General features: G+C 59.2%; 22 protein-coding genes, 1 tRNA gene and 1 pseudogene. 8 read left to right on the forward strand and 16 right to left on the reverse strand.

The window, feature by feature from the left end:
- Positions 1 to 7: 7 nt before the first annotated feature.
- The 7 genes from tolB to nadA all read left to right on the forward strand — a co-directional run bounded on the left by tolB (position 8) and on the right by nadA (position 5670).
- On the forward strand, positions 8 to 1288 hold the full coding sequence (tolB, locus tag AB4P91_RS12235) for a Tol-Pal system beta propeller repeat protein TolB (protein WP_150593231.1): 1281 nt from the start codon (positions 8 to 10) through the stop codon (positions 1286 to 1288).
- Positions 1289 to 1340: 52 nt separating this feature from the next.
- Positions 1341 to 1838: a peptidoglycan-associated lipoprotein Pal gene (pal, locus tag AB4P91_RS12240; RefSeq protein WP_003178634.1), complete on the forward strand. Its 498-nt coding sequence runs from the start codon at positions 1341 to 1343 to the stop codon at positions 1836 to 1838.
- Between the two features lie 6 nt (positions 1839 to 1844).
- Positions 1845 to 2681 carry a tol-pal system protein YbgF gene (gene ybgF / locus AB4P91_RS12245; protein WP_395604874.1) on the forward strand — a complete coding sequence of 279 codons (837 nt, stop codon included), beginning with the start codon at positions 1845 to 1847 and terminating at the stop codon, positions 2679 to 2681.
- A 179-nt stretch (positions 2682 to 2860) separates the two neighbouring features.
- The gene (queE, locus tag AB4P91_RS12250) at positions 2861 to 3508 is read left to right on the forward strand and encodes a 7-carboxy-7-deazaguanine synthase QueE (RefSeq protein ID WP_150592868.1); all 648 of its coding nucleotides are present in this window, start codon (positions 2861 to 2863) and stop codon (positions 3506 to 3508) included.
- A 1-nt stretch (position 3509) separates the two neighbouring features.
- The gene (queC, locus tag AB4P91_RS12255; RefSeq protein WP_395604875.1) at positions 3510 to 4202 is read left to right on the forward strand and encodes a 7-cyano-7-deazaguanine synthase QueC; all 693 of its coding nucleotides are present in this window, start codon (positions 3510 to 3512) and stop codon (positions 4200 to 4202) included.
- A gap of 62 nt (positions 4203 to 4264) precedes the next feature.
- Positions 4265 to 4340 (forward strand) — tRNA-Lys (locus AB4P91_RS12260).
- Positions 4341 to 4611: 271 nt separating this feature from the next.
- Positions 4612 to 5670 carry a quinolinate synthase NadA gene (gene nadA / locus AB4P91_RS12265; protein ID WP_042560632.1) on the forward strand — a complete coding sequence of 353 codons (1059 nt, stop codon included), beginning with the start codon at positions 4612 to 4614 and terminating at the stop codon, positions 5668 to 5670.
- 72 nt (positions 5671 to 5742) lie between these two features.
- Here nadA and AB4P91_RS12270 read toward each other — a convergent pair whose 3' ends face one another.
- The 12 genes from AB4P91_RS12270 to arcD (AB4P91_RS12325) all read right to left on the reverse strand — a co-directional run bounded on the left by AB4P91_RS12270 (position 5743) and on the right by arcD (AB4P91_RS12325) (position 20559).
- Positions 5743 to 6231 (reverse strand): RDD family protein, encoded by a 489-nt coding sequence (locus AB4P91_RS12270; RefSeq protein ID WP_150686898.1) that lies wholly within the window; start codon positions 6229 to 6231, stop codon positions 5743 to 5745.
- Between the two features lie 96 nt (positions 6232 to 6327).
- Positions 6328 to 6540, reverse strand: coding sequence for a cold-shock protein (locus tag AB4P91_RS12275; protein ID WP_003227496.1), 213 nt, complete (start codon positions 6538 to 6540; stop codon positions 6328 to 6330).
- A 404-nt stretch (positions 6541 to 6944) separates the two neighbouring features.
- Positions 6945 to 8069 carry a glycine cleavage system aminomethyltransferase GcvT gene (gene gcvT, locus AB4P91_RS12280; protein ID WP_395604876.1) on the reverse strand — a complete coding sequence of 375 codons (1125 nt, stop codon included), beginning with the start codon at positions 8067 to 8069 and terminating at the stop codon, positions 6945 to 6947.
- Between the two features lie 136 nt (positions 8070 to 8205).
- Entirely contained in the window at positions 8206 to 9582 is a 1377-nt protein-coding gene (locus tag AB4P91_RS12285; RefSeq protein ID WP_150592871.1) for an L-serine ammonia-lyase, read from the reverse strand.
- A gap of 205 nt (positions 9583 to 9787) precedes the next feature.
- Complete coding sequence (gene gcvP, locus AB4P91_RS12290; RefSeq protein ID WP_395604877.1) at positions 9788 to 12640, reverse strand: aminomethyl-transferring glycine dehydrogenase; 2853 nt, start codon at positions 12638 to 12640, stop codon at positions 9788 to 9790.
- An 11-nt stretch (positions 12641 to 12651) separates the two neighbouring features.
- Positions 12652 to 13035 carry a glycine cleavage system protein GcvH gene (gene gcvH, locus AB4P91_RS12295; RefSeq protein WP_150592873.1) on the reverse strand — a complete coding sequence of 128 codons (384 nt, stop codon included), beginning with the start codon at positions 13033 to 13035 and terminating at the stop codon, positions 12652 to 12654.
- A 429-nt stretch (positions 13036 to 13464) separates the two neighbouring features.
- On the reverse strand, positions 13465 to 14973 hold the full coding sequence (locus AB4P91_RS12300; RefSeq protein WP_150592874.1) for a sigma-54-dependent transcriptional regulator: 1509 nt from the start codon (positions 14971 to 14973) through the stop codon (positions 13465 to 13467).
- Between the two features lie 245 nt (positions 14974 to 15218).
- A complete protein-coding gene (locus tag AB4P91_RS12305; protein WP_150592875.1) occupies positions 15219 to 15581 on the reverse strand; it encodes a DUF5064 family protein in 363 nt (120 codons plus the stop codon).
- A gap of 62 nt (positions 15582 to 15643) precedes the next feature.
- The gene (gene arcC / locus AB4P91_RS12310; RefSeq protein ID WP_150686896.1) at positions 15644 to 16573 is read right to left on the reverse strand and encodes a carbamate kinase; all 930 of its coding nucleotides are present in this window, start codon (positions 16571 to 16573) and stop codon (positions 15644 to 15646) included.
- A gap of 188 nt (positions 16574 to 16761) precedes the next feature.
- On the reverse strand, positions 16762 to 17772 hold the full coding sequence (locus tag AB4P91_RS12315; protein WP_150592877.1) for an ornithine carbamoyltransferase: 1011 nt from the start codon (positions 17770 to 17772) through the stop codon (positions 16762 to 16764).
- Positions 17773 to 17841: 69 nt separating this feature from the next.
- Entirely contained in the window at positions 17842 to 19098 is a 1257-nt protein-coding gene (arcA, locus tag AB4P91_RS12320; RefSeq protein ID WP_150592878.1) for an arginine deiminase, read from the reverse strand.
- Between the two features lie 33 nt (positions 19099 to 19131).
- Positions 19132 to 20559, reverse strand: coding sequence for an arginine-ornithine antiporter (gene arcD, locus AB4P91_RS12325; RefSeq protein WP_150592879.1), 1428 nt, complete (start codon positions 20557 to 20559; stop codon positions 19132 to 19134).
- Between the two features lie 420 nt (positions 20560 to 20979).
- On the opposite strand from arcD (AB4P91_RS12325), the gene arcD (AB4P91_RS12330) reads away from it, so the two are divergent.
- Complete coding sequence (arcD, locus tag AB4P91_RS12330) at positions 20980 to 22407, forward strand: arginine-ornithine antiporter (protein ID WP_150592880.1); 1428 nt, start codon at positions 20980 to 20982, stop codon at positions 22405 to 22407.
- Between the two features lie 161 nt (positions 22408 to 22568).
- Here the strand turns inward: arcD (AB4P91_RS12330) and AB4P91_RS12335 are convergent, their stop codons facing one another.
- From AB4P91_RS12335 to AB4P91_RS12350, 4 genes and pseudogenes are all read right to left on the reverse strand, one after another.
- On the reverse strand, positions 22569 to 23324 hold the full coding sequence (locus tag AB4P91_RS12335; protein ID WP_395599692.1) for a methyl-accepting chemotaxis protein: 756 nt from the start codon (positions 23322 to 23324) through the stop codon (positions 22569 to 22571).
- Positions 23325 to 23474: 150 nt separating this feature from the next.
- Positions 23475 to 24773 (reverse strand): annotated as a pseudogene (locus AB4P91_RS12340) (cache domain-containing protein); the annotation flags it as partial.
- A 149-nt stretch (positions 24774 to 24922) separates the two neighbouring features.
- Positions 24923 to 25318 (reverse strand): YbaN family protein, encoded by a 396-nt coding sequence (locus AB4P91_RS12345; RefSeq protein ID WP_150592882.1) that lies wholly within the window; start codon positions 25316 to 25318, stop codon positions 24923 to 24925.
- Between the two features lie 168 nt (positions 25319 to 25486).
- Positions 25487 to 26083, reverse strand: coding sequence for a biliverdin-producing heme oxygenase (locus AB4P91_RS12350; protein WP_395604878.1), 597 nt, complete (start codon positions 26081 to 26083; stop codon positions 25487 to 25489).
- Between the last annotated feature and the right edge of the window lie 23 nt (positions 26084 to 26106).

Raw genomic sequence — 26106 nt, forward strand, 5'->3', positions numbered from 1 at the left:
TCGAGGAATGCTGGTCGTGATCTGCTGCATGGCAGGGATCGCGATGGCTGATGAAAAGAACATTCTGGTCACCAGCGGCAGCGATCGGGCTACTCCGATCGCCGTTGTACCGTTCGGTTTGCAGGGCGGCGCCGTCCTGCCGGACGACATGGCTGAAATCATTGGTAACGATTTGCGTAACTCGGGCTACTACTCGCCGATTCCAAAGCAAAACATGATCAGCCAGCCAAGCCAGCCGAGCGAAATCATCTTCCGTGACTGGAAGGCGGTGGGTGCTCAATACATGATGGTCGGCAGCATCGCACCAGCGGGCGGTCGTCTGCAGGTGCAATGGGCACTGTTCAACGTGGCCACCGAGCAGAAAGTGGCTGACGGCAGTGTTTCCGGTACCACCGAGCAGCTGCGCGATATGGCGCACTACATCTCTGACCAGTCGTTCGAGAAACTCACCGGTATCCAGGGCGCGTTTTCGACCCGCCTGCTGTACGTGACGGCTGAACGCTTCTCCGAGAAGAACACCCGTTACACCTTGCAGCGTTCGGACTATGACGGTGCTCGCGCCGTGACTCTGTTGCAGTCGCGCGAGCCGATCCTGTCGCCGCGTTTCGCACCGGATGGCAAGCGTATCGCTTACGTGTCCTTCGAGCAGAAGCGTCCACGTATTTTCATGCAGAACATCGACACCGGTCGTCGTGAGCAGATCACCAACTTCGAAGGCCTGAACGGCGCACCGGCCTGGTCGCCGAATGGTGATCGTCTGGCGTTCGTGTTGTCGAAGGACGGTAACCCGGACATCTACGTGATGAATCTGGCTTCGCGTCAGATCAACCGTGTAACGGCGGGCCCAGGCATCAACACCGAACCGTACTGGGGCAAGGATGGTTCGACCATCTACTTCACCTCGGACCGTGGCGGCAAGCCACAGATCTACAAAACCAGCGCCAGTGGCGGTGGTGCCGAGCGTGTGACGTTCGTAGGTAACTACAACGCCAACCCGAAACTGTCGGCAGATGAAAAGACGCTGGTGATGATCCATCGCCAGGATGGTTTCACCAATTTCAAGGTGGCCGCCCAGGATTTGCAGCGAGGTAGTGTAAAGATTCTCACTGATAGCACTCTGGACGAGTCGCCTACTGTTGCGCCCAACGGCACCATGGTAATCTACGCCACCCGCCAACAGGGCCGGGGAGTCTTGATGCTCGTGTCCATTAATGGACGCGTTAGGCTCCCGCTTCCTACCGCTCAAGGCGAAGTCAGAGAACCGTCCTGGTCCCCTTACCTGAAGTGAGCGGGCGCTACACGTTTTACTTAACACACTGGGGTTCATTAGGAGTTTCACGATGGAAATGCTGAAGTTTGGTAAATTTGCTGCGCTGGCTCTGGCCATGGCTGTAGCTGTAGGTTGCTCGTCCAAAGGCGGCGACAACGCCGGTGAAGGCGCTGTTGATCCAAACGCTGGTTACGGCGCAAACACTGGTGCCGTTGACGGTTCCCTGAGCGAAGAAGCTGCTCTGCGCGCAATCACCACCTTCTACTTCGAATACGACAGCTCGGACCTGAAGCCAGAAGCCATGCGCGCTCTGGACGTTCACGCCAAAGACCTGAAAGCAAACGGCGCTCGCGTTGTGCTGGAAGGCAACACCGACGAACGTGGTACTCGTGAGTACAACATGGCACTGGGCGAGCGTCGTGCGAAAGCCGTTCAACGCTACCTGGTACTGCAAGGTGTTTCCCCAGCTCAGCTGGAACTGGTTTCCTACGGCGAAGAGCGTCCAGTTGCTACCGGCAACGACGAGCAGTCCTGGGCTCAAAACCGTCGCGTCGAACTGCGTAAGTAATTCGATATGCGAACGTGCCGTCGTGCTGTAACTGTTCTGGCTCTCAGTCTCGCACCGCTTGCGGTGTGGGCTGCGGTTCCTGTGGTCGATGACAACTCCGGTTATAACAATAGCGGGAGCAGTTATCCGCCTGCGGGTTACGGTACGAACGGCGCCTATGCCGGGGGAGCGGCTTCGGCCCCTGCCTCGGCACAAGGCATGCTGTTTAACCAACTGCAACAGATGCAGGATCAGATTTCGCGCCAGCAAGGTGTGATTGAAGAACTGCAGAACCAGGTTGCGCGTATGAAGCAAGAATCCCTGGAGCGATACCAGGATCTTGATCGACGCATAGGAACCGGCGTTGCACCTGCCGCGACTCCTGAGAATTCTTCTGCCGGTGGCGATCCAAGTGCTGCTGCCGGTGCCGCCGCTGGCGCTGGGGCTGCTGCCGCCCAGGCACCTGCTGCGGGTAGCGAACCGGCTGATCCGGCCAAGGAAAAGCTGTATTACGATGCCGCTTTCGACCTGATCAAAGCCAAGGATTTCGACAAGGCCAGCCAGGCCTTCTCGGCATTCCTGCGCAAATACCCGAACAGCCAATACGCGGGCAACGCCCAGTACTGGTTGGGGGAAGTGAACCTGGCCAAGGGTGATCTGCAAGGTGCAGGTCAGGCTTTCGCCAAGGTTTCGCAACTGTATCCCAAGCACAACAAAGTGCCGGATTCGCTGTACAAGCTGGCTGACGTAGAGCGCCGCCTCGGTCACACCGACAAGGTAAAAGGCATTCTGCAACAGGTGGTGGCCCAATATCCGGGTACGTCCGCCGCTCAGTTGGCCCAGCGCGATTTGCAGCGCATGTAAGCCTGAGCTTTTCAGGGGCTGCACCCGTTTAGAAGAAACCCGCGCCTGTCGCGGGTTTTTTCGTTAGAATTCACGCCCTTTTTCTGAAACACGCTTCTTGTGGTCCGCGCGTTGGCGCGATTGCCTGAAGTGCCTGACGGAGGCGGACAGCCTGTTTAGCTGTTACGCCCGTGGCGACTATGCAAGACACATTGAGAATTACCGAAGTTTTCTACTCTTTGCAGGGGGAAACGCGGACTGCCGGGCTGCCCACTGTTTTTGTGCGCCTGACCGGTTGCCCATTGCGTTGCCAATACTGCGACAGTGCCTACGCGTTCAGCGGCGGCACCGTGCGTACCCTCGACGATATCCTCGAGCAAGTGGCCGGATTTCGACCGCGTTACGTCTGTGTCACCGGCGGTGAGCCGTTGGCGCAGCCCAACGCTATTCCCTTGCTCAAACAGCTGTGTGAAGCCGGTTATGAGGTCTCGCTGGAAACCAGCGGTGCCCTCGACATTTCGGCGGTCGATCCGCGCGTCAGTCGCGTCCTTGATCTGAAGACACCGGGTTCGAAAGAAGCCCATCGCAACCTTTACGAAAATATCGAACTGCTGACGCCCAACGATCAGGTGAAGTTTGTCATCTGCTCGCGGGAAGACTACGACTGGGCGGTGTCCAAGCTGATCCAGTACGGGCTCGACCGGCGTGCCGGCGAAGTCCTGTTTTCTCCAAGTCACCATGACCTCAACGCAAGGGATCTGGCGGATTGGGTGGTGGCGGACAACCTGCCAGTGCGGTTGCAACTGCAGCTGCATAAATATCTATGGAATGATGAGCCGGGGCGCTGAAATGACTGAACAACTGAATACAACCGAAAAACGTGCGGTGATCCTGCTGTCCGGTGGTCTGGACTCGGCAACGGTCGTGGCCATGGCCCGCGCGGAAGGCTACGCCTGCTACACCATGAGTTTCGATTACGGCCAGCGCTCCCATGCCGAATTGCATGCCGCTGCGCGCGTCGCTCGCGACCTGGGGGTGGTCGAGCACAAGGTGATCGGCATCAACCTCAATGGCATGGGCGGCTCGGCACTGACCGACACCAGCATTGATATCCCTGAAGAGCTGGGTGAGGGCATCCCGGTCACTTACGTGCCGGCACGCAATACGGTGTTCCTGTCTCTGGCGTTGGGTTGGGCAGAGGTGCTTGGCGCACGCGACATCTTCATCGGTGTGAACGCGGTGGACTACTCCGGCTATCCGGATTGCCGCCCCGAGTTCATCGAGTCGTTCGAGCGCATGGCCAATCTGGCGACCAAGGCCGGCGTCGAGGGTGATGGTTTCCGCATTCAGGCGCCGTTGCAGAACCTGAGCAAGGCGCAAATCGTCCAGGCGGGCGTGAAGCTGGACGTTGATTACGGGCTGACTGTTTCCTGCTATCAGGCTGATGATGAAGGCCGTGCCTGCGGTAAATGCGACAGCTGCCGCCTGCGCGCAGAAGGCTTTGCAGCGGCCGGCGTGAGCGACCCAACACCTTATTTTTGATTATTTTCAAAAAGGTGTTGAATAGTCCTTAAAAATCAGTATTATACGCGCCACCACACAGCGGGTCGTTAGCTCAGTTGGTAGAGCAGTTGGCTTTTAACCAATTGGTCGTAGGTTCGAATCCCACACGACCCACCATTTTTGGCGGTTTAGAAAATCCGGAAGGCCCACGCAAGTGAGGATTTCCGGGTTTTTTTTTGCCTGCGATTTAGACGTGCGTTGTTCGAGTGCAAGTTGCACTGACGCAGGTCAGAATCATCTTTTGTATCCCCGGGATATTCTGTAGCCTTGCGCAGCTTCAACGCTGTCCGTGCCTGATAAAACTCACTCTCCCGGCGGTACCCTCAAGCGGTCCGGAGCCGGGTGTATACTCGACTTTCGCGCGAAAGCGCCTGCAGGTCTTGCGAACATGACGCAGATTTCCGAACGCCTTCTGGTTCAAGCCCACCTCGATGCCAAACAGCCCAAACCGCTGACTGCCGAGGAAGAGGCTTATTACCGTTCCGCCATCGCCGCCGAGCTCAAGGCTCAGGACGCGGTGCTGGTTGCCCACTTCTATTGCGATCCGGTGATTCAGGCCTTGGCCGAAGAAACCGGTGGCTGTGTATCCGACTCTCTGGAAATGGCCCGCTTCGGCAATGCCCATCCGGCCAAGACCGTAGTAGTCGCCGGCGTAAAGTTCATGGGTGAGACCGCCAAAATTCTCAACCCGGAAAAACGCGTGCTGATGCCAACCCTGGAAGCGACGTGCTCGCTGGACCTGGGTTGCCCGGTTGACGAATTCTCGGCGTTCTGCGATCAGCACCCGGAGCGCACGGTGGTGGTCTACGCCAACACCTCCGCTGCCGTCAAAGCCCGGGCCGACTGGGTGGTGACGTCGAGTTGTGCACTGGAAATCGTCGAAAGCCTGATGGACAACGGCGAGACCATCATCTGGGGGCCTGACAAGCATCTGGGCACCTACATTCAGCGCAAGACCGGCGCGGATATGTTGCTGTGGGACGGAGCCTGCATCGTTCACGAGGAGTTCAAGTCCAAGCAGCTTGAAGACATGAAGGCCTTGTACCCGGACGCCGCCATTCTGGTGCACCCCGAATCGCCGACTGCGGTGATCGAACTGGCAGACGCCGTGGGCTCCACCAGCCAATTGATCGCCGCTGCGCAGTCCCTGCCGAACAAGACCCTGATCGTTGCCACTGACCGCGGCATCTTCTACAAGATGCAGCAGCTGTGCCCGGACAAGGTCTTCATCGAGGCGCCAACCGCCGGTAACGGCGCCGCGTGCCGCAGTTGCGCACATTGTCCGTGGATGGCCATGAATACCCTTGAGCGTACGCTCAAGAGCTTGAAGGAAGGGACGAACGAGATCTTTGTTGATCCGGCGTTGATTCCGCAGGCGATTCGACCTTTGAAGCGGATGCTGGATTTCACCCAGGCGGCGCGTATGAAGCTGGCCGGTAACGCCTGAGATCTATCAGCAAAATACAAAACCTGTGGGAGCGAGCAGGCCCGCTCCCACATTGGTTTCTGGTGTCAGCAATTACTTGGTCTTCTTCGGAACCCGCACCACGCAGCTGTCCGAGTAAATGTCATGCCACGTGCGCTTCTGCTTGTCGTACAGCGACCAGAAGAATCCCAGACCCACGCACAACCACGACGCAATCGACACCATAAACCGCAGCAACGCCTGCCACAGGCTGATTGCGGTGCCATCGGCGTTCTGCACGCGAATGCCCCACACCTGCATGCCCAACGTCTGCCCACCATGGGTCCAGAACTTGGCGAAGAATCCAAACAATACCAACAGCAGCACGGTCGAGTACAACGGATCACCGTCGAGCTGGCCGGCATCGGTCATCACCCGCAGGCGTTCTTCACCGATGATCAAACCCTGGATGAGCTTGTAAACGAAGCCGGTCACGATCAGCAGGGCAGTGCACAACAGAAAATCGTAGAACATCGCGGCCAGACGACGGCCGAGGCCAACGGCAGGAAAATCGCCCTGGGGAGTGAGCAGGTTTTTCGACATGGCAGCCTCTGGGCGCTTTAAGGAATTGCCATTTTACGGATTCGCGCGCACAAAAAAGCCCCTGATATCAATATCAGGGGCTTTTCGTTACACAGATCAGGCTTCTGCTTGTACTTCGTCAGCCTGCATGCCTTTTTGGCCTTGCACTGCAACGAAGGTCACTTTCTGGCCTTCTTTCAGGCTCTTGAAGCCGTTGCCCTGAATGGCGCGGAAATGCACGAACAGATCCGGACCGCTTTCTGGAGTGATAAAACCAAAACCTTTCTCGTCGTTAAACCACTTGACGGTACCGCTCTGACGTGTGGACATTTCTTATTTCCTTTGACGCAATAAATTAATGACAGCCTCTTTCTCATGAAAGAGTACTGGGGCTGGTTGCAGGAGAGTAAGAAGACGTCGAACGGGATGTAGCTAACTTGTAGGCTACTGCCCAGGTCACGATTCCACGCTGACCCATGCAAACACAGTGGAGAAACTCTACGCCAACTACCGGAGGAAAAACAAGCCCCTTGCAGGCCCGGTTTTGCTGCGCTTGATGGCACTTAGTCAATCCACTAGTGCGGGCTTAGACGATTAGCTTGTTCAAATGTTTTCGAACGTTATAAGTAAAGTTCATATTCGAATCGGTTGTTAGAAACTGCACTGTTTTATGGCGATTGCGTTACACATTAGTGCACGCATAACGCAATCGCGTTACTTATAGAAACAGTCAATCAACCACGGTAGTAGCGTTGTGGAACAAATGGCATTTTGCTTACAAGCATTTGCACCTTTTTCCCACGAACGATTGCCCACACTGGCGTATCGAGCGCGATGTAAGCACTGTCGAGGTAACCCATTGCCAATGGCCCGCCCAGCGTCGGGCCGAAGCCGCCACTGCACACGCTACCGATGATGTCGCCGGCTTCGTTGACGATTTCCGCGCATTCGCGCACCGGCGTGCGTTCCTGCGGCAGTAGGCCGACGCGTTTGCGCGCGACGCCATTTTGTTGTTGGGCGAAGATAGGTTCTGCCCCCGGGAAACCGCCGGCCCGTGCGCCATCGGCGCGGCGTGGCTTGGACATGGCCCACAGCAGGCTGGCTTCGATGGGCGTGGTATCGGTGTTCATGTCGTGGCCGTACAGGCACAGGCCGGCCTCCAGGCGCAACGAATCGCGAGCGCCGAGGCCGATGGCGGCTACTTCAGGTTCGGCGAGCAGGGCGCGGGCGAGTTTTTCTGCGTCGGCGGCCGGCACCGAGATTTCGAAACCGTCTTCACCGGTGTAACCGGAGCGGCTGACGAAGCAATCAACGCCGAGTAGCTGCACCCGGTTGAATTGCATGAAGGTCATCTTCGCCACTTCCGGAGCAAGACGCGCCAGTGCTGTTACCGCCGCAGGACCCTGCAGCGCGAGCAGTGCGCGCTCCTCGAACAGCGCCGTAATGGTGCACTGATCGCCAATGTGTTTTTGCAGATGCGCCAGGTCCTGATCCTTGCACGCGGCGTTAACCACCAGGAACAGTTCATCATTGCCGAGGTTGGCAACCATCAGGTCATCGAGAATGCCGCCGTGCTCGTTGGTGAACATCGCGTAACGCTGCATGCCGACTGGCAGGTCGATGATGTCTACCGGCACCAGGGTTTCCAGGGCTTTGGCGGCGTTCGCGCCGGTCAGATGGATCTGGCCCATGTGCGAGACATCGAACAGCCCGGCGTGCTCGCGGGTGTGCTGGTGCTCTTTCATCACACCGAGAGGGTATTGCACCGGCATGTCGTAGCCGGCGAACGGCACCATACGGGCGCCGAGTTCGATGTGCAGGGCGTGCAGCGGGGTTTTCGACAGTTGTTCGGTGGACATGCGGGACTCCTTGAATGGGTGGTTGGGGATGGAGATCAAGATCAAGGTCAAGAGCCCCTCACCCCAGCCCTCTCCCGGAGGGAGAGGGCGTTAATTACGCGTTCTCTCTCAGAGGGAGAGGAAGTTAATTACGTGATCAGCATTCGATAATGTTGACCGCCAGACCGCCGCGGGCGGTCTCTTTGTATTTGCTTTTCATGTCGGCGCCGGTCTGGCGCATGGTGCGGATGACCTTGTCGAGAGAGACGAAGTGTTGCCCGTCACCCCGCAGTGCCATGCGCACCGCATTGATCGCTTTCACCGAGCCCATCGCGTTGCGCTCGATGCACGGCACTTGCACCAGCCCGCCAATCGGGTCGCAGGTCAGGCCGAGGTTGTGTTCCATGCCGATTTCCGCCGCATTTTCGACTTGCTGCACGCTGCCGCCGAGGACTTCACACAACGCACCCGCCGCCATCGAACACGCCACGCCGACCTCACCCTGACAACCGACTTCGGCCCCGGAGATCGAGGCGTTTTCCTTATACAGAATGCCGATCGCTGCTGCCGTGAGCAGAAAACGCACAACGCCGTCGTCATTTGCACCGGGAATAAAGCGAATGTAGTAATGCAGCACCGCCGGGATGATTCCCGCTGCGCCGTTGGTAGGCGCGGTCACTACGCGCCCGCCATTGGCGTTTTCTTCGTTGACGGCCAGCGCGTAGAGATTGACCCAGTCGAGTACCGACAGCGGGTCACGCAGCGCAGATTCGGGGTTTTTGCACAGCTGCCGATGCAGCGCCGCCGCACGGCGTTTGACCTTCAATCCTCCCGGCAAAATGCCCTCGTTGCGGCAGCCGGCGTCCACGCAATCCTGCATGACTTGCCAGATTTTCAGCAGGCCGGCGCGGGTTTCCGCCTCCGGACGCCAGGCGCTTTCGTTGGTCAGCATCACTTGGCTGATCGACAGGCCATACGTGCTGCAATGAGCGAGCAAGTCCTTGGCGCTTTTGAAGGGGAACGTCAGTGGGGTGACATCTTCCACAATGCGGTCGGCGCCGGCCGCGTCCTCGTCGACAACAAAACCGCCGCCGACCGAGTAGTACTCGCGGCTCCGGATCTGAATCCCCGCCGCGTCGAACGCACGGAAGATCATGCCGTTGGGGTGATAGGCCAGCGGCTTGCGGATCATCGCCAGGTGTTCTTTCTCGTTGAACGCAATGCTGTGTTCGCCGAGCAGGTTCAGGCGTGCGCTGCCGCGAATTTCCTGTAAACGCGCGGCGACGGTTTCGGTATCAACGGTGTCGGGGTGTTCACCTTCGAGGCCTAGCAACACGGCCTTGTCGCTGCCGTGTCCTTTGCCGGTGGCGCCGAGAGAACCGTACAACTCGACACGAACGCTGGCGGTAGCAGTCAGCAGGTTTTCACGACGCAAACCCTCGGCGAAACGCGCAGCTGCGCGCATCGGGCCGACGGTGTGGGAGCTGGAGGGGCCGATGCCAATCTTGAACAGGTCGAACACGCTTAATGACATGAGTGGTTCTCCGGTTTCTTGTTATAGGAATTGGCGAAACATCAGGCTTGGTACATCCCCCTGTGGGAGCTGGCTTGCCAGCGATGGCGGTGTGTCAGGCAACAAAGATGGAGACTGATCCACCCTCATCGCTGGCAAGCCAGCTCCCACAGGGATTTGTGGTGTTCTTGAAAGTCGGGGCAGGTAAGCCTGCCCCCTGATTCTATTAAGCGTAGCTTTCGATCGACGGGCAGGCGCAGACCAGGTTGCGGTCGCCGAACACGTTGTCGACGCGACCGACCGGTGGCCAGTATTTGCCTTCGATCAACGAGGCCACCGGGTAAACGGCTTGCTCGCGGCTGTACGGGTGAGTCCACTCGCCGACCAGTTCCGCTGCGGTGTGCGGAGCGTTTTTCAGTGGGTTGTCTTCCTTGTCCAGCGTGCCGTTTTCCACTGCGCGGATTTCTTCGCGGATGCGGATCATGGCGTCGCAGAAGCGGTCGAGTTCTTCTCTGGATTCGCTTTCGGTCGGCTCGATCATCAGCGTGCCGGCCACCGGGAACGACATGGTCGGGGCGTGGAAGCCGAAGTCGATCAGGCGCTTGGCGACATCATCAACGCTGATGCCGCTGCTGTCTTTCAGCGGACGCAGGTCGAGGATGCATTCGTGCGCGACCAGACCGTTGCTGCCGGTGTACAGCACTGGGTAGTGCTCTTCGAGGCGACGGGAAATGTAGTTGGCATTGAGGATCGCCAGTTGCGAAGCGCGCTTCAGACCGGCGCCGCCCATCATGCGGATGTACATCCAGGTGATCGGCAAAATGCTTGCGCTACCGAACGGTGCTGCGCAGACCGCGCCTTCCTTGCGTTCCATCTGGCCGTGGCCTGGCAGGAATGGCGTCAGGTGCGATTTGACGCCGATCGGGCCGACGCCCGGGCCGCCACCGCCGTGGGGAATGCAGAAGGTTTTGTGCAGGTTCAGGTGCGACACGTCGCCGCCGAACTTGCCTGGCGCGCAGAGGCCGACCATCGCGTTCATGTTGGCGCCGTCGATGTACACCTGGCCGCCATTGTCATGAATGATCCCGCAGATTTCGCGGATGCCTTCTTCGAACACGCCGTGGGTCGACGGGTAAGTGATCATCAGCGCGGCGAGGTGATCGCGGTGCTCGATGGCTTTGGCGCGCAGGTCTTCGATGTCGACGTTGCCACGCGCATCGCACGCGGTCACGACCACGCGCATGCCGGCCATGTTGGCAGTAGCCGGGTTGGTGCCGTGGGCGGATGACGGGATCAGGCAGATGTCGCGACGGTCATCGCCACGGCTCTGGTGATAGGCGCGGATCGCCAGCAGGCCAGCGTATTCACCTTGCGAACCGGCGTTCGGTTGCAGCGAGATCGAGTCATAACCGGTGGCGGCGCAGAGCATCGCTTCCAGCTCATCGGTCAGTTGCTGATAACCGGCGCTTTGCGCGGCTGGTGCGAACGGGTGCAGGGCGCCGAACTCGGCCCAGGTCACCGGGATCATTTCGCTGGCGGCGTTGAGTTTCATGGTGCACGAGCCCAGCGGGATCATGGTGCGATCCAGTGCCAGGTCCTTGTCCGCCAGTTTGCGCAGGTAGCGCATCAGCTCGGTTTCCGAGTGATAACGGTTGAATACCGGGTGGCTGAGGATCGGCGACTGGCGTACCAGCGCAGCAGGAATAGTGCTCTGCACGGTGGCGGCGAGGGCGGCGAAGTCCGGCAGGGTTTTGCCGTCGGCGAAGACGCTCCACAGGGTTTCGATATCAGCCTGAGCGGTGGTTTCGTCAACCGACAGACCCAGACGCTGGGCGTCAATGACGCGCAGGTTGATCTGCTGGGCGTGAGCCTTGTCGTGCAGCGCAGCGGTTTGCGCGCCGGTAGCCACGGTCAGGGTGTCGAAGAAGCTTTCCTGCTCGACATTCAGACCCAGGGCAGTCAGGCCCTTGGCCAGAATCGCGGTCAGGTGATGGATGCGGTTGGCGATCTGGGTCAGGCCTTTCGGGCCGTGATACACGGCGTACATGCTGGCGATGTTGGCCAGCAGCACTTGCGCGGTGCAGATGTTCGACGTGGCTTTCTCGCGGCGGATGTGTTGCTCGCGGGTCTGCATCGCCAGGCGCAGGGCAGGCTTGCCGAAACGGTCAACCGAAACGCCGACCAGACGGCCCGGCATGTCGCGCTTGAACGCATCTTTGGTGGAGAAGTAAGCCGCGTACGGCCCACCGAAGCCCAGCGGCACGCCGAAGCGTTGTGCGGAACCGATGGCAACGTCGGCGCCGAACTCGCCCGGGGCGGTCAGCAGGGTCAGGGCGAGCAGGTCGGCGGCTACGGCAACCAAGGCGTTGGCGGCGTGGAAGCGCTCGGTCAGTTCGCGGTAGTCGAACACATCCCCGTTGCTGGCCGGGTATTGCAGCAACGCGCCGAAGAATGGCGTTACATCGGTCAATGCGTGCTCATCGCCCACGACCACTTCAATGCCCAGCGGCTCGGCACGGGTGCGCAGCACGTCGAGGGTTTGCGGGTGGCTGTGGATCGAGGCGAAGAATTGGTGGCTGCCCTTGTTCTTGCTCAGGCGTTTGCAGAAGGTCATGGCTTCGGCAGCGGCAGTCGCTTCGTCGAGCAGGGAGGCGTTGGCGATCGGCAGGCCGGTGAGGTCGCTGATCAGGGTCTGGAAGTTCAGCAGCGCTTCGAGACGGCCCTGGGAAATTTCTGGCTGGTACGGGGTGTAAGCTGTGTACCAGGCCGGGTTTTCCAGAAGGTTGCGCAGGATCGGCGACGGCGTGTGGCAGTTGTAATAGCCCTGGCCGATGTAGGTCTTGAACAGCTGGTTCTTGCCGGCGATGCCCTTGATCATGGCCAGTGCATCGGCCTCGCTCAGGCCATCGTCCATGCCGAGCACGCTGGTGCCCTTGATGCTTTCCGGGATGACGCTGGCGCTCAGGGCTTCGAGCGAATCGAAGCCGAGGCTGTTGAGCATGGCTTGCTCGTCACCGGCGCGCGGGCCGATGTGACGGGCGATGAATTCGTTGGCGGTGCCCAGGTTTACTTGTGTCATGTCGGCTCTCCTCAGGCTTCGGCTTGGGCTTTGATCAGACGGTCGTAAGCGTCTTGATCAAGCAGTTTGCCGACAGCGGCGGCGTCGCTTGGTTTGAAGCGGAAGAACCAGCCTTGGCCCGTTGGATCTTCGTTGACCAGCTCAGGGCTGTCTTCCAGCGCCGGGTTCACTTCCAACACGTCGCCATCGAGGGGCATGTACACGCCGCTGGCAGCTTTCACCGATTCCACGGTGGCGGCTTCGGCGCCTTTTTCGTAGGCCTGCAGTTCAGGCAGTTGCACGAACACCACGTCGCCCAGGGCGTTCTGCGCGAAAGCGGTGATGCCGACAGTAACGCTACCGTCAGCTTCGGCGCGCAGCCATTCGTGATCTTCAGTAAAACGCAACTCGCTCATGGAAACTCCTCGGGGGCCAGACTCGTCTGGTGGACGCGGTGGAAGGCTTGGGCAGGGAAGCCCTTATTTATGATCAATTGATTAGCAAGATCGCGGCCAATGTGTATTTATCTATATAAAACAATGGCTTATTGATTTTTGGCGATTTGGTCAACGGTGTGCGTGTAGCGAAATCGCTACAGCATGAGGCAAGGAAAAAAGCTGAACGGGATCAAAGCCTTGCACAGCGGTGACGGGAGGAGAGTGTAGCGATATCGTTCCGCTGTAGCGCTTTCAGTACAGATGGAGGTCGTTTTTGAACGGATTTCGAATCCGTCACATTCCCTGTGGGAGCTGGCTTGCCCGCGATTGCGGTGGATCAGTCACCCTCAATCGTGGCCATGCCGACGTCATCGCTGGCAGGCCAGCTCCCACAGGTATGCGGTGTTCTCAGGATTTGTTGGGGATGCCGTACTTGCGCAAACGATGGGCGATGGCGGTGTGCGACGTTTGCAGGCGGCTGGCCAGTTGGCGGGTCGAGGGGTAGCTGGCGTAGAGTTTTTCCAGCAGCGATTTCTCGAAGCCTTCGACCGCTTGTTCAAGGCTGTCGACGTCACTGTCGGCCTGGCGCGCAACGGACGTGCCGGCGATGTCGAGGTCCCCGATATCGACCAGGCTGCTCTCGCAGATCGCGGCAGCGCGGAAGATCACGTTCTGCAGCTGCCGCACGTTGCCCGGCCAGCGATTGCCCAGCAGTGCCGGGTAAGTGCCGGGTGCGAGGCGGCAGACCGGGCGCTGAATCTGCGCACAGGCCTGCTGCATGAAATAACGCGCCAGCAACAGAATGTCCTGACCGCGTTCGCGCAATGGAGGCACCTCAACATTGAGCACGTTGAGGCGGTAGAACAGGTCTTCGCGAAACGAACCTTCACTGACCATTTTTTCCAGGTCGCGGTGGGTCGCGCTGAGAATTCGCACGTTGACCTTCACCTCACGATCGCCGCCGACCCGACGGAAGCTGCCATCGTTGAGAAAACGCAGCAACTTGGCCTGCAAGTACGGTGACATCTCGCCGATCTCGTCGAGAAATACCGTGCCTTGGTTGGCCAGCTCCATCAGCCCCGGTTTGCCGCCGCGCGCCGCGCCAGTGAAGGCGCCAGGGGCGTAGCCGAACAGTTCGCTCTCGGCGAGGTTCTCCGGCAGCGCCGCGCAGTTCAGCGCCAGGAATGGCGCGCTGTGCCGCGCACTGATCGCGTGGCAGGCACGGGCGACCAGTTCTTTACCGGTGCCGGTTTCGCCTTGAATCAACAACGGCGCATCAAGGGCGGCAACGCGCTGCGCACGTGCCTTGAGGGTGCGGATCGCCGGGGATTCGCCGAGCAGCGCGTCGAAACCTTCAGCGTGGTCGTGGTGCAACGCCGAGAGCTGTTCGCCGATGCGGTTCGGTTGATACAGCGTGAGCAGGGCGCCAGCGTCGGTGATCGGCGTAGCGTCGAGCAATAGCGTCTGGCCGTTGACGGTGATCTCGCGCAACGGCAGGCGAAAACCGTGTTCGAGCAGGGTTTCCAGCAGGCCGGGATCGTTGAACAGCTCAGAGACGCCTTCGCCCGCCGGCTCACGCCCGTACAACGCGATCAATGCCGGGTTGGCCAGCAGCACTTTGCCCGCACTGTCGAGGGCCAGCACCGGGTCGGTCATCGCCGCGAGCAACGCATCGAGTTGCAAGTGCCGACGCTGGCCGGGGAGGATGTCGACCACCGTTACCGCTTCCACGCCGAGCACGCGAAACAGCGCATCCTTGAGTTCTTCGAGCACTTGCGGGCTCAGGGTCGGGGCGTCGATGTAGACGTTCGGCGGGATCATCTCCACGGCATCCAGATTAAGGTTGCGCCCACCGAGAATGGCCAGTACTTCCTGGGTGATGCCGACGCGGTCGATGAAGCTGACGTGGATACGCATGGGACGGTTTCGGGTTCTGGAGTGCGGAGGGGGGCAAGTATGCCTTAAATCAAAAGCACCCTCACCCCAGCCCTCTCCCGGGGGAGAGGGAGCCGACCGAGATGTCTGGCGCTATGCGTCGACCTGGTAAATCGAGTCGATTATGGATTCAGTGATGCAGCATCAGGTCGGCGTAATACCGCAATATCCCCCAATCAGTCCCCTCTCCCTTTGGGAGAGGGTTAGGGTGAGGGGCTTTTGAAGGTTTACTCAAAATGCTCGAGATTCACCGGATCGCCGGATTTCATATCCAGCTGCTTGCGGATGTCTTCAAACATCATGTCGTAATGCTTGTGAACCGAACCGATCTGACTGTGCGTCTTGGGAATGCCGTACTTCTCGGCGATTTTCGTTACGTTGTTGGCAAAGTTGTAGGCCTCTTCTTTGGGCAGGAAGAAGGCCTCTTTCATGTCCTTGCCCTGAAGGTTGCCATGCATCGTGAACTGGATGCCTCGGCCTTTTTGAGGATCGGTGAACACCTCGTAGTCCAGATGCACGTTGTAACTGACGTCGTCCGGGGTCAACGCGTGCCGCTCAATGTGCAAGTGACCAGGTTCAAACTGGGCCATGGATTTCTCCTTTCAAGGCATGGGAGAAGGGCAGGCCCTGGGCCTGCCCCCGGCGTTTCTGATTATCGATAGGTAATACCGGTTTTCGCCGTGCTGATCCGTGTACCGGCGGTGCCCTGGACAATCGCTTCGATGTCCGCCAGCGAACCGATCACCGCGACCTTGCCAGTATGGCGCGCGAATTCGCAGGCTGCCTGAACCTTTGGTCCCATGGAGCCCGCGGCGAAGCCCAGGCGTTCGAGTTCGTCCGGGTGGGCCTCGGCGATGGCTTTCTGCGTCGGCTTGCCGTAATCGATGAACGCGGCGTTGACGTCAGTGGCAATCACCAGCAAATCCGCCTCAAGCTGTTCCGCCAGCAGCGAGGAGCACAAGTCCTTGTCGATCACCGCTTCGATGCCCTTGAGGTTGCGGTTTTCGTCGTACATGGTCGGAATCCCGCCGCCACCGGCGCAGATGACGATGCTGCCCTTGTCCAGCAGCCATTTGATCGGACGGATTTCGAAGATGCGTTTCGGACGTGGACTGGCGACCACACGGCGGAACTTGTCGCCGTCCGCGGCGATGGCCCAACCTTTCTCGGCGGCAAGTTTTTCTGCTTCGGCTTTCTCGTAGACCGGGCCGATCGGTTTGGTCGGGTTCTTGAAGGCCGGGTCATTGGCGTCGACTTCGACCTGGGTGAGCAGGGTGGCGAACGGTACTTCGAAGTCCAGCAGGTTGCCCAGTTCCTGTTCGATGATGTAGCCGATCATGCCTTCGGTTTCGGCACCGAGCACGTCCAGCGGGTAAGGGCTGACGGAGGTATAGGCCGCCGCTTGCAGCGATAGCAGACCGACTTGCGGGCCATTGCCGTGGGCGATGACCAGTTGGTTGCCGGGATGGATCTTGGCGATTTGCTCGGTGGCGATGCGGATGTTGGCGCGCTGGTTGTCAGCGGTCATCGGCTCACCACGGCGGAGCAGGGCGTTACCGCCCAACGCTACGACGATACGCATGGTGCATGTCCTTTTGAGCAGAGAAGTTTCGAGCGACGCAATCTTTCTATGTGTACTCGATCCATGTGGGAGCTGGCTTGCCAGCGATGGCGTCACCACGGGTTGTCTGAAAGCCCGGGTTCATCCCATCGCTGGCAAGCCAGCTCCCACAGGATCGGTGATCCTGCAGGAAAGATTGCGTCAGGCTTTTAGATATCCGCCAACGCCGACACGATAATCGCCTTGATCGTGTGCATGCGGTTTTCCGCTTGCTCGAAGGCGATGTTGGCCGGGGATTCGAAGACTTCTTCTGTTACTTCGACGCCATTGGCCAGGTGCGGATAGCGCGCGGCGATGTCTTTACCCACCTTGGTTTCGCTGTTGTGGAACGCTGGCAGGCAGTGCATGAATTTCACCCGTGGATTACCGGAGGCTTTCATCATCTGCGTGTTGACCTGGTACGGCAGCAGTTGCTCGATGCGCTCGTCCCACGCTTCCACCGGTTCACCCATCGACACCCAGATGTCGGTGTGGATGAAGTCGACACCCTTGACCGCTTCTTTCGGGTCTTCGGTGATGGTGATGCGCGCGCCGCTTTCTTCGGCGAACGCTTTGCATTGAGCGATGAAGTCAGCGTGTGGCCACAGGGCTTTCGGCGCAGCGATACGCACGTCCATGCCGAGTTTGGCGCCGATCATCAGCAGCGAGTTGCCCATGTTGTAGCGGGCGTCGCCGAGGTAGGCGTAGCTGATGTCATGCATCGGCTTGTCGCTGTGTTCGCGCATGGTCAGCACGTCAGCGATCATTTGCGTCGGGTGGAATTCAGCGGTCAGGCCGTTGAACACCGGGACGCCGGCGTACTTGGCCAGCTCTTCGACGATTTCCTGTTCAAAGCCACGGTACTCGATGGCGTCGAACATCCGGCCGAGGACGCGGGCGGTGTCTTTCATGCTTTCTTTGTGGCCGATCTGGGACGACACCGGGTCGATGTAGGTGACGTGAGCACCCTGGTCGTGGGCCGCGACTTCGAACGCGCAACGGGTGCGGGTCGAGGTTTTTTCGAAGATCAGCGCGATGTTCTTGCCTTGCAGGTGTGGACGCTCGGTGCCGGTGTACTTGGCGCGTTTGAGGTCGCGGGACAGGTCGATCAGGTAATTCAGTTCGCGAGTGGTGTGGTGCATCAAGCTCAGCAAACTGCGGTTGCGCATATTAAAAGCCATGATGGATCTCCTTCGGTATCGGTTATCCCCCTGGCCGCACGTTGTAAGTGCCGGCCAGGGCTCAGAGGTTTAGTAATCGATTGGGTCGCGGATGATCGGGCAGGTCATGCAGTGGCCGCCGCCACGGCCACGGCCCAATTCACCGGCGCTGATGGTGATGACTTCCACACCTGCCTTGCGCAGCAGGGTGTTGGTGTAGGTGTTGCGGTCGTAGCCGATGACCACGCCCGGTTCCACGGCCACCACGTTGTTGCCGTCGTCCCATTGCTCGCGTTCGGCGGCGAAGCTGTTGCCGCCGGTTTCCACCACGCGCAGCGCTTTGAGATTGAGCGCGGCCGCGACGGTGTCGAGGAAGCTGGTTTCTTCGCGGCGAATGTCGATGCCGCCCTGTTTGCTTTCATCTGGTCGCAGGGTGAAGGCGACGATCTGGTTGACCACTTCCGGGAAAATCGTCACGAGGTCGCGGTCGCAGAAGCTGAACACGGTGTCCAGGTGCATCGCGGCGCGAGACTTCGGCAGGCCGGCAACGATGACTTTCTCCACGGCTTTGTTCTTGAACAGATTCAGCGCCAATTGACCGATGGCCTGACGGGATGAACGCTCGCCCATACCGATCAACACCACGCCGTTGCCGATTGGCATGACGTCGCCGCCCTCAAGGGTGGAGCTGCCGTGGTCCTTGTCCGGGTCGCCGTACCAGATCTCGAATTCGGCGTTGGTGAACTGCGGATGGAATTTGTAGATGGCGGTGGTCAGCAGTGTCTCCTGGCGACGCGCCGGCCAGTACATCGGGTTTAGCGTCACGCCGCCGTAGATCCAGCACGTGGTGTCGCGGGTGAACTGGGTGTTCGGCAGCGGCGGCAGAATGAAGCTGGAGTGGCCGAGGAAATCGCGATACATCTCGATGATCTTGCCGCCGAAGCTGTCCGGCAGATCATCGGCGGACACGCCGCCAATCAGGAATTCGGCGATGTGCCGTGGCTCAAGGCTTTTCAGCCAGGATTTCACTTCGCTGATCAGGCCCAGGCCCACCGAATCGGCAGTGACCTTGCGATCGAGAATCCAGTCCAGCGCTTCGGGAATGGCGACGATGTCGGTCAGCAGGTTGTGCATTTCCAGCACGTCGATCCCGCGTTCACGCATCTTGGTGACGAAGTCGAAGTGGTCGCGCTTGGCCTGGGCAACCCACAGCACATCGTCGAACAGCAGTTCATCGCAGTTGTTCGGGGTCAGCCGCTGATGGGCCAGACCTGGGGAGCAAACCATGACTTTGCGCAGTTTGCCGGCTTCGGAATGGACGCCGTACTTAACTTTTTCCGTGGTCATTGCAGTGATCCTCCAGAGATAAACGTTTGGCAATTACAGAGTCAGGAAGCCGTCATACAGTCCGTAGGCAGCCACCAGGGCGCCTACGACCACTGCGGCGAAAATCAGCTTCTCGACGTTGGTGAAAACCGGTTGTTTGAGTTCGAGCTTGGCCTTGGCGAACAGGATCGCGCCGGGCGCATAAAGCAGGGCTGAGAGCAGCAGGTACTTCACGCCGCCGGCGTACAGCAGCCACACCGCGTAGATCAGGGCAATGCCGCCGATGATCAGATCCTTGCGCCGCTCGGCCGCGAAACCTTCATAGCTTTCGCCGCGCACTGCCAGCAGCAGGGCGTAGGCCGCCGACCACAGATACGGCACCAGAATCATCGACGTGGCGAGGTAGATCAGCGACAGGTAAGTGCTGGCCGAGAACAGGGTGATGACCAGGAAAATCTGCACCATCGCGTTGGTCAGCCACAGGGCGTTGACCGGTACGTGGTTGGCGTTTTCCTTGCGCAGAAACTCCGGCATGGTGTGGTCTTTGGCGGCGGCGAACATGATCTCCGCACACAGCAGCACCCACGACAGCAGCGCCCCCAGCAGCGAGATGATCAGACCGACGCTGATCAGCGCTGCGCCCCACGGACCGACCACGTGCTCAAGCACGGCAGCCATCGACGGGTTCTGCAGTTTGGCCAGTTCTGGCTGAGTCATGATGCCCAGCGACAGCACGTTCACCAGCATCAAAAACAGCAGCACGGTGATGAAACCGATCACGGTGGCTTTACCCACGTCGGAGCGTTTTTCAGCGCGGGCCGAGAAAATGCTTGCGCCCTCGATGCCGATGAACACCCACACAGTGACCAGCATCATGTTGCGTACCTGGTTCATCACGCTGCCCAGATCCGGGTTTTTCAGGCCCCAGATGTCGGCGGTGAAGATGTCCAGTTTGAAGGCGAAGACGGCGATCAACACAAACAGCACCAGCGGCACGACTTTGGCGACGGTGGTCACGAGGTTGATGAAGGCCGCTTCCTTGATCCCGCGAAGTACCAGGAAATGCACCGCCCACAACAGAATCGAAGCACCAATGACCGCAGCAACCGTGTTGCCTTCACCGAAAATCGGGAAGAAATAACCCAAGGTGCTGAACAGCAGAACGAAGTACCCGACGTTGCCCAGCCAGGCACTGATCCAGTAGCCCCAAGCAGAGGAAAAACCCATGTAATCGCCGAATCCGGCCTTGGCGTAAGCGTAGACACCGCCGTCCAGGTCAGGCTTGCGATTGGCGAGGGTCTGGAAGACAAAAGCGAGGGTGAGCATGCCGACAGCGGTGATCGCCCAACCGATCAATACCGCGCCGACGTCGGCACTGGCGGCCATGTTTTGTGGCAAGGAGAATATCCCGCCACCGATCATTGAGCCGACGACTAATGCAACCAGTGCGCCGAGTCTTAGTTTTCCGGGAGCTTCAGACATTGCATGACTCCATTGCAGGAAGAGATCACAGCGTAGTTCTGTTGTCTGTACAAATAGCTGACATAGATCAGTTCATGGTCACATTCCATTGTTAATGAATGACTTAGGGAGTCGCTTCAGGCATAAAGCGACCGTCTGCAAGACCCGTTCTAGACGGTTTTCGCGATGTGGTCGGGAATGGCTATTATTACTTTCGAGTTATGACGCTAGTTCTTTTTCCGGGTTTGGCAAATTTTTCACTTCTGTTTTCAGTACAGAATTGATTTATCAGGATCAGCGCACAAAAATGTCTTAACGTGGTAGGCGTTAGCTTTATCCGCTATATATTTATTGGCGTTAACTGATATTCGTCATCCTGCTTTATTTATCTAATTAATAGTTGTTACAAATAATCGCTCACCACATAAAAGGGAGACTGGAATGTCGCAACCGACGCAAAAGCTGCGCCTTGGTGCGTTGATCGCTCTGGTGGTGGGATCGATGATTGGCGGCGGAATTTTTTCACTGCCGCAGAACATGGCGGCACGCGCCGATGCGGGGGCGATCCTCATCGGTTGGGGGATCACTGCCATTGGCATGCTGACCCTGGCCTTCGTGTTTCAAACCCTGGCCAATCGCAAGCCTGAGCTGGACTCCGGCGTCTACGCCTACGCCAAGGCCGGGTTTGGCGACTACATGGGCTTCTCGTCCGCCTGGGGTTACTGGATCAGTGCCTGGCTGGGCAATGTCGGCTACTTCGTTCTGCTGTTCAGCACACTCGGTTATTTCTTTCCGGTATTCGGCCAAGGCAATACGCCGATCGCCATTGGCTGCGCGTCGGTGTTGCTGTGGGCCGTGCACTTTCTGGTGATGCGCGGGATCAAGGAAGCGGCGTTCATCAACCAGGTGACCACCGTGGCCAAGATCGTGCCGCTGATCATGTTCATCGTCATCGCCGCGCTGGCGTTCAAGGCTGACATTTTTACCCGCGACATCTGGGGCCGCAGCAACCCGAGTTTCGGCGGGGTGATGGATCAGGTGCGCAACATGATGCTGGTGACGGTGTTCGTCTTCATCGGCATCGAGGGCGCCAGCGTGTACTCGGCGCGAGCGGAAAAACGCAGCGATGTCGGGCGTGCCACGGTGATTGGATTCATCGGCGTACTGGCGCTACTGGTGCTGGTCAACGTGTTGTCACTGGGGATCATGAGCCAGCCGGAACTGGCCAATCTGCAAAACCCGTCGCTGGCGGCGGTGCTTGAACACATCGTCGGGCCGTGGGGGGCGCTGGCGATCAGCATCGGTTTGGCGATCTCGCTGCTTGGGGCGTTGCTGTCGTGGGCGTTGCTCTGCGCCGAAATCCTTTTCGCCACGGCCCGGGACAAGACCATGCCGGCGTTCCTGAAAAAGGAAAACGCCAACCATGTGCCGGTCAACGCATTGTGGCTGACCAACGTGATGATCCAGATATTCCTGCTGATCACGCTCGTTTCGGAGGGCACTTACACCAGTCTTATTTATCTGGCGTCATCAATGATTCTGGTGCCGTACCTGTGGTCGGCGGCCTACGCGGTGTTATTGAGCGGGCGCGGGGAAACCTACGAACACGCCTCGGCCGAGCGCACCAAGGATCTGCTGATCGGCGGCATCGCCCTGAGTTATGCGGTGTGGTTGTTGTATGCCGGCGGGATGAAATATCTGCTGCTGTCGGCGTTGCTGTATGCGCCGGGGGTGATCCTGTTTGCCAAAGCCAAACATGAGCAGGGCGAGCCGCTGTTCACCACGGTCGAGAAGGGGATTTTTACCTGCGTGATCATTGGCGCGGGGTTGGCGGCTTATGGGTTATACAGCGGTGTGTTGTCGCTTTGAGAACGCTACCCTCACCCCAGCCCTCTCCCGGAGGGATTGGGCGCCTTTGACCCTGTGGGAGCTGGGTTGCCAGCGATAGCGGTGTGTCAGTCGACCCCTGTATCAACTGATCCACGGTCATCGCTGGCAAGCCAGCTCCCACACGGACTTGAGGTGATCCACTAGACGCGGAACTGATCCATCAACTTCATCTGCTGACTGGCCAGCGCATTGAGCTGGCTGCTGATCGCCGCCGACTCCGTCGCTTGCCCGGTCAAGGTTTCAGTCACCGTACGAATCGCCGAGACGTTGCGGTTCACCTCTTCAGCCACTGCGCTCTGCTGTTCGGCGGCGCTGGCGATTTGCAGGTTCATGTCGCTGATCACGGTTACCGCATCACTGATCTTGCCCAGCGCATCCACGGCCTGGCGGATCTGCCCGGCGTTGTTGTGCGCCTGGGTCTGGCTCGAATGCATGGTCGCAACCACGCCGCGAGTGCCGGTCTGAATCTTCTCGATGACGATGCGAATTTCTTCCACCGAATCCTGCGTACGCTTGGCCAGGTTGCGCACTTCATCCGCGACCACGGCAAAACCGCGACCGCTTTCACCGGCGCGGGCGGCTTCGATGGCGGCGTTGAGCGCCAGCAGATTGGTCTGTTCGGCGATGCTGCGGATCACTTCCAGTACCGAACCGATCTGCTCGCTGTTGACCGCCAGTGCTTCGACCTCGGTCACCGCTTTGCTGACCTCATCGGCCAGTTGATTGATGTCGCGGGTGCTGCGCTCGATGATCGACATGCCGTCCTTGGCCGACTGGTCGGCACCTTTCGCGGCGTTGGCCGCGTTCGATGCGCTGTTGGCGACATCGTGGGCGGTGGCGCTCATTTCGTTGGAGGCGGTGGCGACCTGGTCGATTTCGCGGAACTGCACCTGCATGCCTTCACTGGTCTGACGGGCGATTTCCGAAGACTGGTCGGCAGTGCCGCGAGCCTCGGTGATGCTCTGTTTGATCTGGGCGATGGTCGGTTGCAGCTTGTCGAGGAAGCGGTTGAACCAGTTCACCAGTTCGCCCAGTTCATCTTTCTTGCTGTAGTTCAGGCGTTGGGTCAGATCACCTTCACCGCTGGCGATGTTTTTCAGCATCTCGGCAACGCTGTTGATGGGACGAGTGACGCCGGAAGCGGTGAGCCATATCAGCAGCAGGCCAATGAGACCTGCGACCACAGCCACTACCAGTGCAGTGATCACACCGGTTTGCTGTGCTTCGTCGAGCACCGCTTGCAGCTTGACCGAGTCGGCCAGCAGCACCTGTTTGGGCAGGTCGATGACCACGCCCCAGGCGCGCGAGTTGCCAATCGGATCGACCGGATACACCGCCCGGATCAGGTCGCCCTGTTCAAGGATTTTCGGCGTTGCGCTGCCGAGCAGTTGCAGCACTTCATTGCCATCGGCACCGAGGGTCTCGCTGATCTTTTTGCCGACCTTGGCCGCGTCGGAACTGTCGGCAGCCAACACGCCGCTGCCTGAAACAATCAGCATGTGCCCGGCGTTGTTGAACAGGTAGCGCTGGGACTCGACGGCCGCTCCTTGCAAGGCATCGAGGGCGATATCGACGCCAGCGACACCGATGGTTTTACCGTCGACGATCAATGGCACCGAAATGGTCGTCATGAGCATTTCCTTGGTGCCCACGGTGTCGGAATACGGGTCGAGCAAGCAGGTGCGCTTGCTGTCGCGAGGGCAGGTATACCAGCTGTTATAGGGCGTACCGCTGACGCTCAGGGTGGTTTTGGTCAGGTCCTCTTCGACCATGATCGTGTTCAGTGATGCGCCACCGGCGCGGCTCCAGTAGGTGGCGAAACGCCCGGCTTCGTTGGACTGACGCGCGGCGTCGTTGACGAACTCGCTGTCCTTGCCATCGAGGCCATCGGGTTCGAAAGCGAGCCAGATGCCGAGCACTTTATCGTTGCGCTCGAAGGCGGTTTTCAGGCTCAGGTTCAGCTCTTCACGCAGGGCGCCGGCGTCCAGCGAACGCTTGGCGGCCATCACGCGCATGTCCTTGATCTGGTCAGCGAGGCCGGTGATCACCAACAGGCTTTCGCCGAAGGTTTTTTGCACCCGCACCGCCTGTTCGGCGGCTTTGGCCTGCAGCAAGTCTTGCACACTGGCCGTGAGCATCTTGCTGCTGGAATGGCTGACCAGTTCGTCGTTCTGGTTAGTCTGGTAAATGTTCATGCCGACGATCAGCGCAACCACACCGAGCAGGCACAGACCGGAGAGCAGAACGATTTTCAGGCGAATGGAAAGAGAGTCGAACATGGGGCGATCTCGCGAATGAATAAACGGGGGGCTGTGGGTACGAGGTACCCGAATCGCCAAATCCATTCAGCGCCATTCAATGCTCATCGGCGTGGAACGAGAGCGCATGAGGTGCTTGCCGACGGACGGTCAGCGCTAAACGTTTGCGCAGGGGAATGTGCTGAAAAGGGGATTAATTACAGGGATGTTTCAGCTGTGAGACGCAGTGCGTTGTTTCAGGAAGGATTTGCGCGTGGCTCGGGCCGCGACCAGATCCACAGATTGCCCAACCCCATCCCGGCCATTGCCAGATAGATCGGCCAGCCGTGATCGAGCATTACCAGCATCAATGTCGCACACAGCAACATGCTCACCGTGGCGCTGACTTTGGCCTTGCGCGCGATGATCTTGCCGTTGCGCCAGTTATTCAGGATTGGCCCGAACAGCCGATGATTTTCCAGCCAGGCACTCAGGCGCGGAGAACTGCGGGTGGCCGCCCAGGCGGCGAGGAGGATGAACTCGGTGGTCGGCAACCCGGGTACGACAATGGCGATCAGGCCGATGCCGAGGCTGACATAGGCCAACAGACCGAACAGCAGGCGGACGAGTTTGGAGGAGGCTGGTTGCGGCATGGGCTCGGGATTGCTGTGAGGCGAGACGGGGATCTTACAGACTTACTCTGTTCCCTGTGGGAGCTGGCTTGCCAGCGATAGCGGTGGGTCAGGCAACATAAATGGAGACTGACCAGCCCTCATCGCTGGCAAGCCAGCGCCCACAGGGTTTTGTTCTGTGCCCAGGGATCAGGCCATTTCGGTTTCTGTGGCGTAAGCCTGTTCCAGCAGCACGGTGAAGCGGTTGAACGCATCGAGCGCGCCTTGCTCGACTTCAGCCTCTTCTTCGGCGCTGAACTGCAGCGAGTCGAGAGTACGCACAAAGCGCTTCCAGCCTTCAGCACGGCCACCTTCAGGCTCACTCAAATGACGGGCGCCAAAGGTTTCACTCAGCTCCAGCGCCACGGCGCGTTTGATCAGAAACGCAGCACCGAGCTTCGAACCTTCGGAAACGAAGATCCAGCCCAGCGCCCGCGCCTTGCTCGGGTTCTTCACCGCGCCGGGTACCGGGCCCGGCACTTCGGTATCGAGATCTGCCAGGTCAGCCTTGGCCGCGTCGGCGCGGCAGCGAGCCGGCAGGTCGGGCACGATCGCAGTCAGTTCGGCATCGTTGTACAGCGCAACCAGTTCCGACTGGAACAGGTATTGCGCGACCACGAAACGGGCGAAGCTGGCGCGGGTTTCAAACGGCGCATGGGCTTTGACCAAGGTGTCGAGTTTGCTGTGCGGCTCGTGGGTGATCTGGTTCAGGCGTTGTGAACGCAGGGCTTTTTCCGAAGAGGTCATGACGTGTCCTTGATAAATGAGGC

The organism is Pseudomonas sp. B21128 (assembly GCF_044218865.1).
Taxonomy (GTDB): domain Bacteria; phylum Pseudomonadota; class Gammaproteobacteria; order Pseudomonadales; family Pseudomonadaceae; genus Aquipseudomonas; species Aquipseudomonas iridis.

Excerpts from the sequence above, each read along its gene's own strand:
- AB4P91_RS12335 (WP_395599692.1), bottom strand. The coding sequence starts at position 23,324 with ATGCAGGTGCAGTTCCGCGAAATCGACCAGGTCGCCACCGCCTCCAAC.
- arcA (WP_150592878.1), bottom strand. The coding sequence starts at position 19,098 with ATGACCACGGAAAAAGTTAAGTACGGCGTCCATTCCGAAGCCGGCAAA.
- arcC (WP_150686896.1), bottom strand. The coding sequence starts at position 16,573 with ATGCGTATCGTCGTAGCGTTGGGCGGTAACGCCCTGCTCCGCCGTGGT.
- arcD (WP_150592879.1), bottom strand. The coding sequence starts at position 20,559 with ATGTCTGAAGCTCCCGGAAAACTAAGACTCGGCGCACTGGTTGCATTA.
- queE (WP_150592868.1), top strand. The coding sequence starts at position 2,861 with ATGCAAGACACATTGAGAATTACCGAAGTTTTCTACTCTTTGCAGGGG.
- queC (WP_395604875.1), top strand. The coding sequence starts at position 3,510 with ATGACTGAACAACTGAATACAACCGAAAAACGTGCGGTGATCCTGCTG.
- AB4P91_RS12345 (WP_150592882.1), bottom strand. The coding sequence starts at position 25,318 with ATGCCGCAACCAGCCTCCTCCAAACTCGTCCGCCTGCTGTTCGGTCTG.
- AB4P91_RS12275 (WP_003227496.1), bottom strand. The coding sequence starts at position 6,540 with ATGTCCACACGTCAGAGCGGTACCGTCAAGTGGTTTAACGACGAGAAA.
- pal (WP_003178634.1), top strand. The coding sequence starts at position 1,341 with ATGGAAATGCTGAAGTTTGGTAAATTTGCTGCGCTGGCTCTGGCCATG.
- gcvT (WP_395604876.1), bottom strand. The coding sequence starts at position 8,069 with ATGTCCACCGAACAACTGTCGAAAACCCCGCTGCACGCCCTGCACATC.
- AB4P91_RS12285 (WP_150592871.1), bottom strand. The coding sequence starts at position 9,582 with ATGTCATTAAGCGTGTTCGACCTGTTCAAGATTGGCATCGGCCCCTCC.
- AB4P91_RS12350 (WP_395604878.1), bottom strand. The coding sequence starts at position 26,083 with ATGACCTCTTCGGAAAAAGCCCTGCGTTCACAACGCCTGAACCAGATC.
- AB4P91_RS12315 (WP_150592877.1), bottom strand. The coding sequence starts at position 17,772 with ATGGCTTTTAATATGCGCAACCGCAGTTTGCTGAGCTTGATGCACCAC.
- AB4P91_RS12305 (WP_150592875.1), bottom strand. The coding sequence starts at position 15,581 with ATGGCCCAGTTTGAACCTGGTCACTTGCACATTGAGCGGCACGCGTTG.
- tolB (WP_150593231.1), top strand. The coding sequence starts at position 8 with ATGCTGGTCGTGATCTGCTGCATGGCAGGGATCGCGATGGCTGATGAA.
- arcD (WP_150592880.1), top strand. The coding sequence starts at position 20,980 with ATGTCGCAACCGACGCAAAAGCTGCGCCTTGGTGCGTTGATCGCTCTG.
- nadA (WP_042560632.1), top strand. The coding sequence starts at position 4,612 with ATGACGCAGATTTCCGAACGCCTTCTGGTTCAAGCCCACCTCGATGCC.
- gcvP (WP_395604877.1), bottom strand. The coding sequence starts at position 12,640 with ATGACACAAGTAAACCTGGGCACCGCCAACGAATTCATCGCCCGTCAC.
- gcvH (WP_150592873.1), bottom strand. The coding sequence starts at position 13,035 with ATGAGCGAGTTGCGTTTTACTGAAGATCACGAATGGCTGCGCGCCGAA.
- ybgF (WP_395604874.1), top strand. The coding sequence starts at position 1,845 with ATGCGAACGTGCCGTCGTGCTGTAACTGTTCTGGCTCTCAGTCTCGCA.
- AB4P91_RS12270 (WP_150686898.1), bottom strand. The coding sequence starts at position 6,231 with ATGTCGAAAAACCTGCTCACTCCCCAGGGCGATTTTCCTGCCGTTGGC.
- AB4P91_RS12300 (WP_150592874.1), bottom strand. The coding sequence starts at position 14,973 with ATGCGTATCCACGTCAGCTTCATCGACCGCGTCGGCATCACCCAGGAA.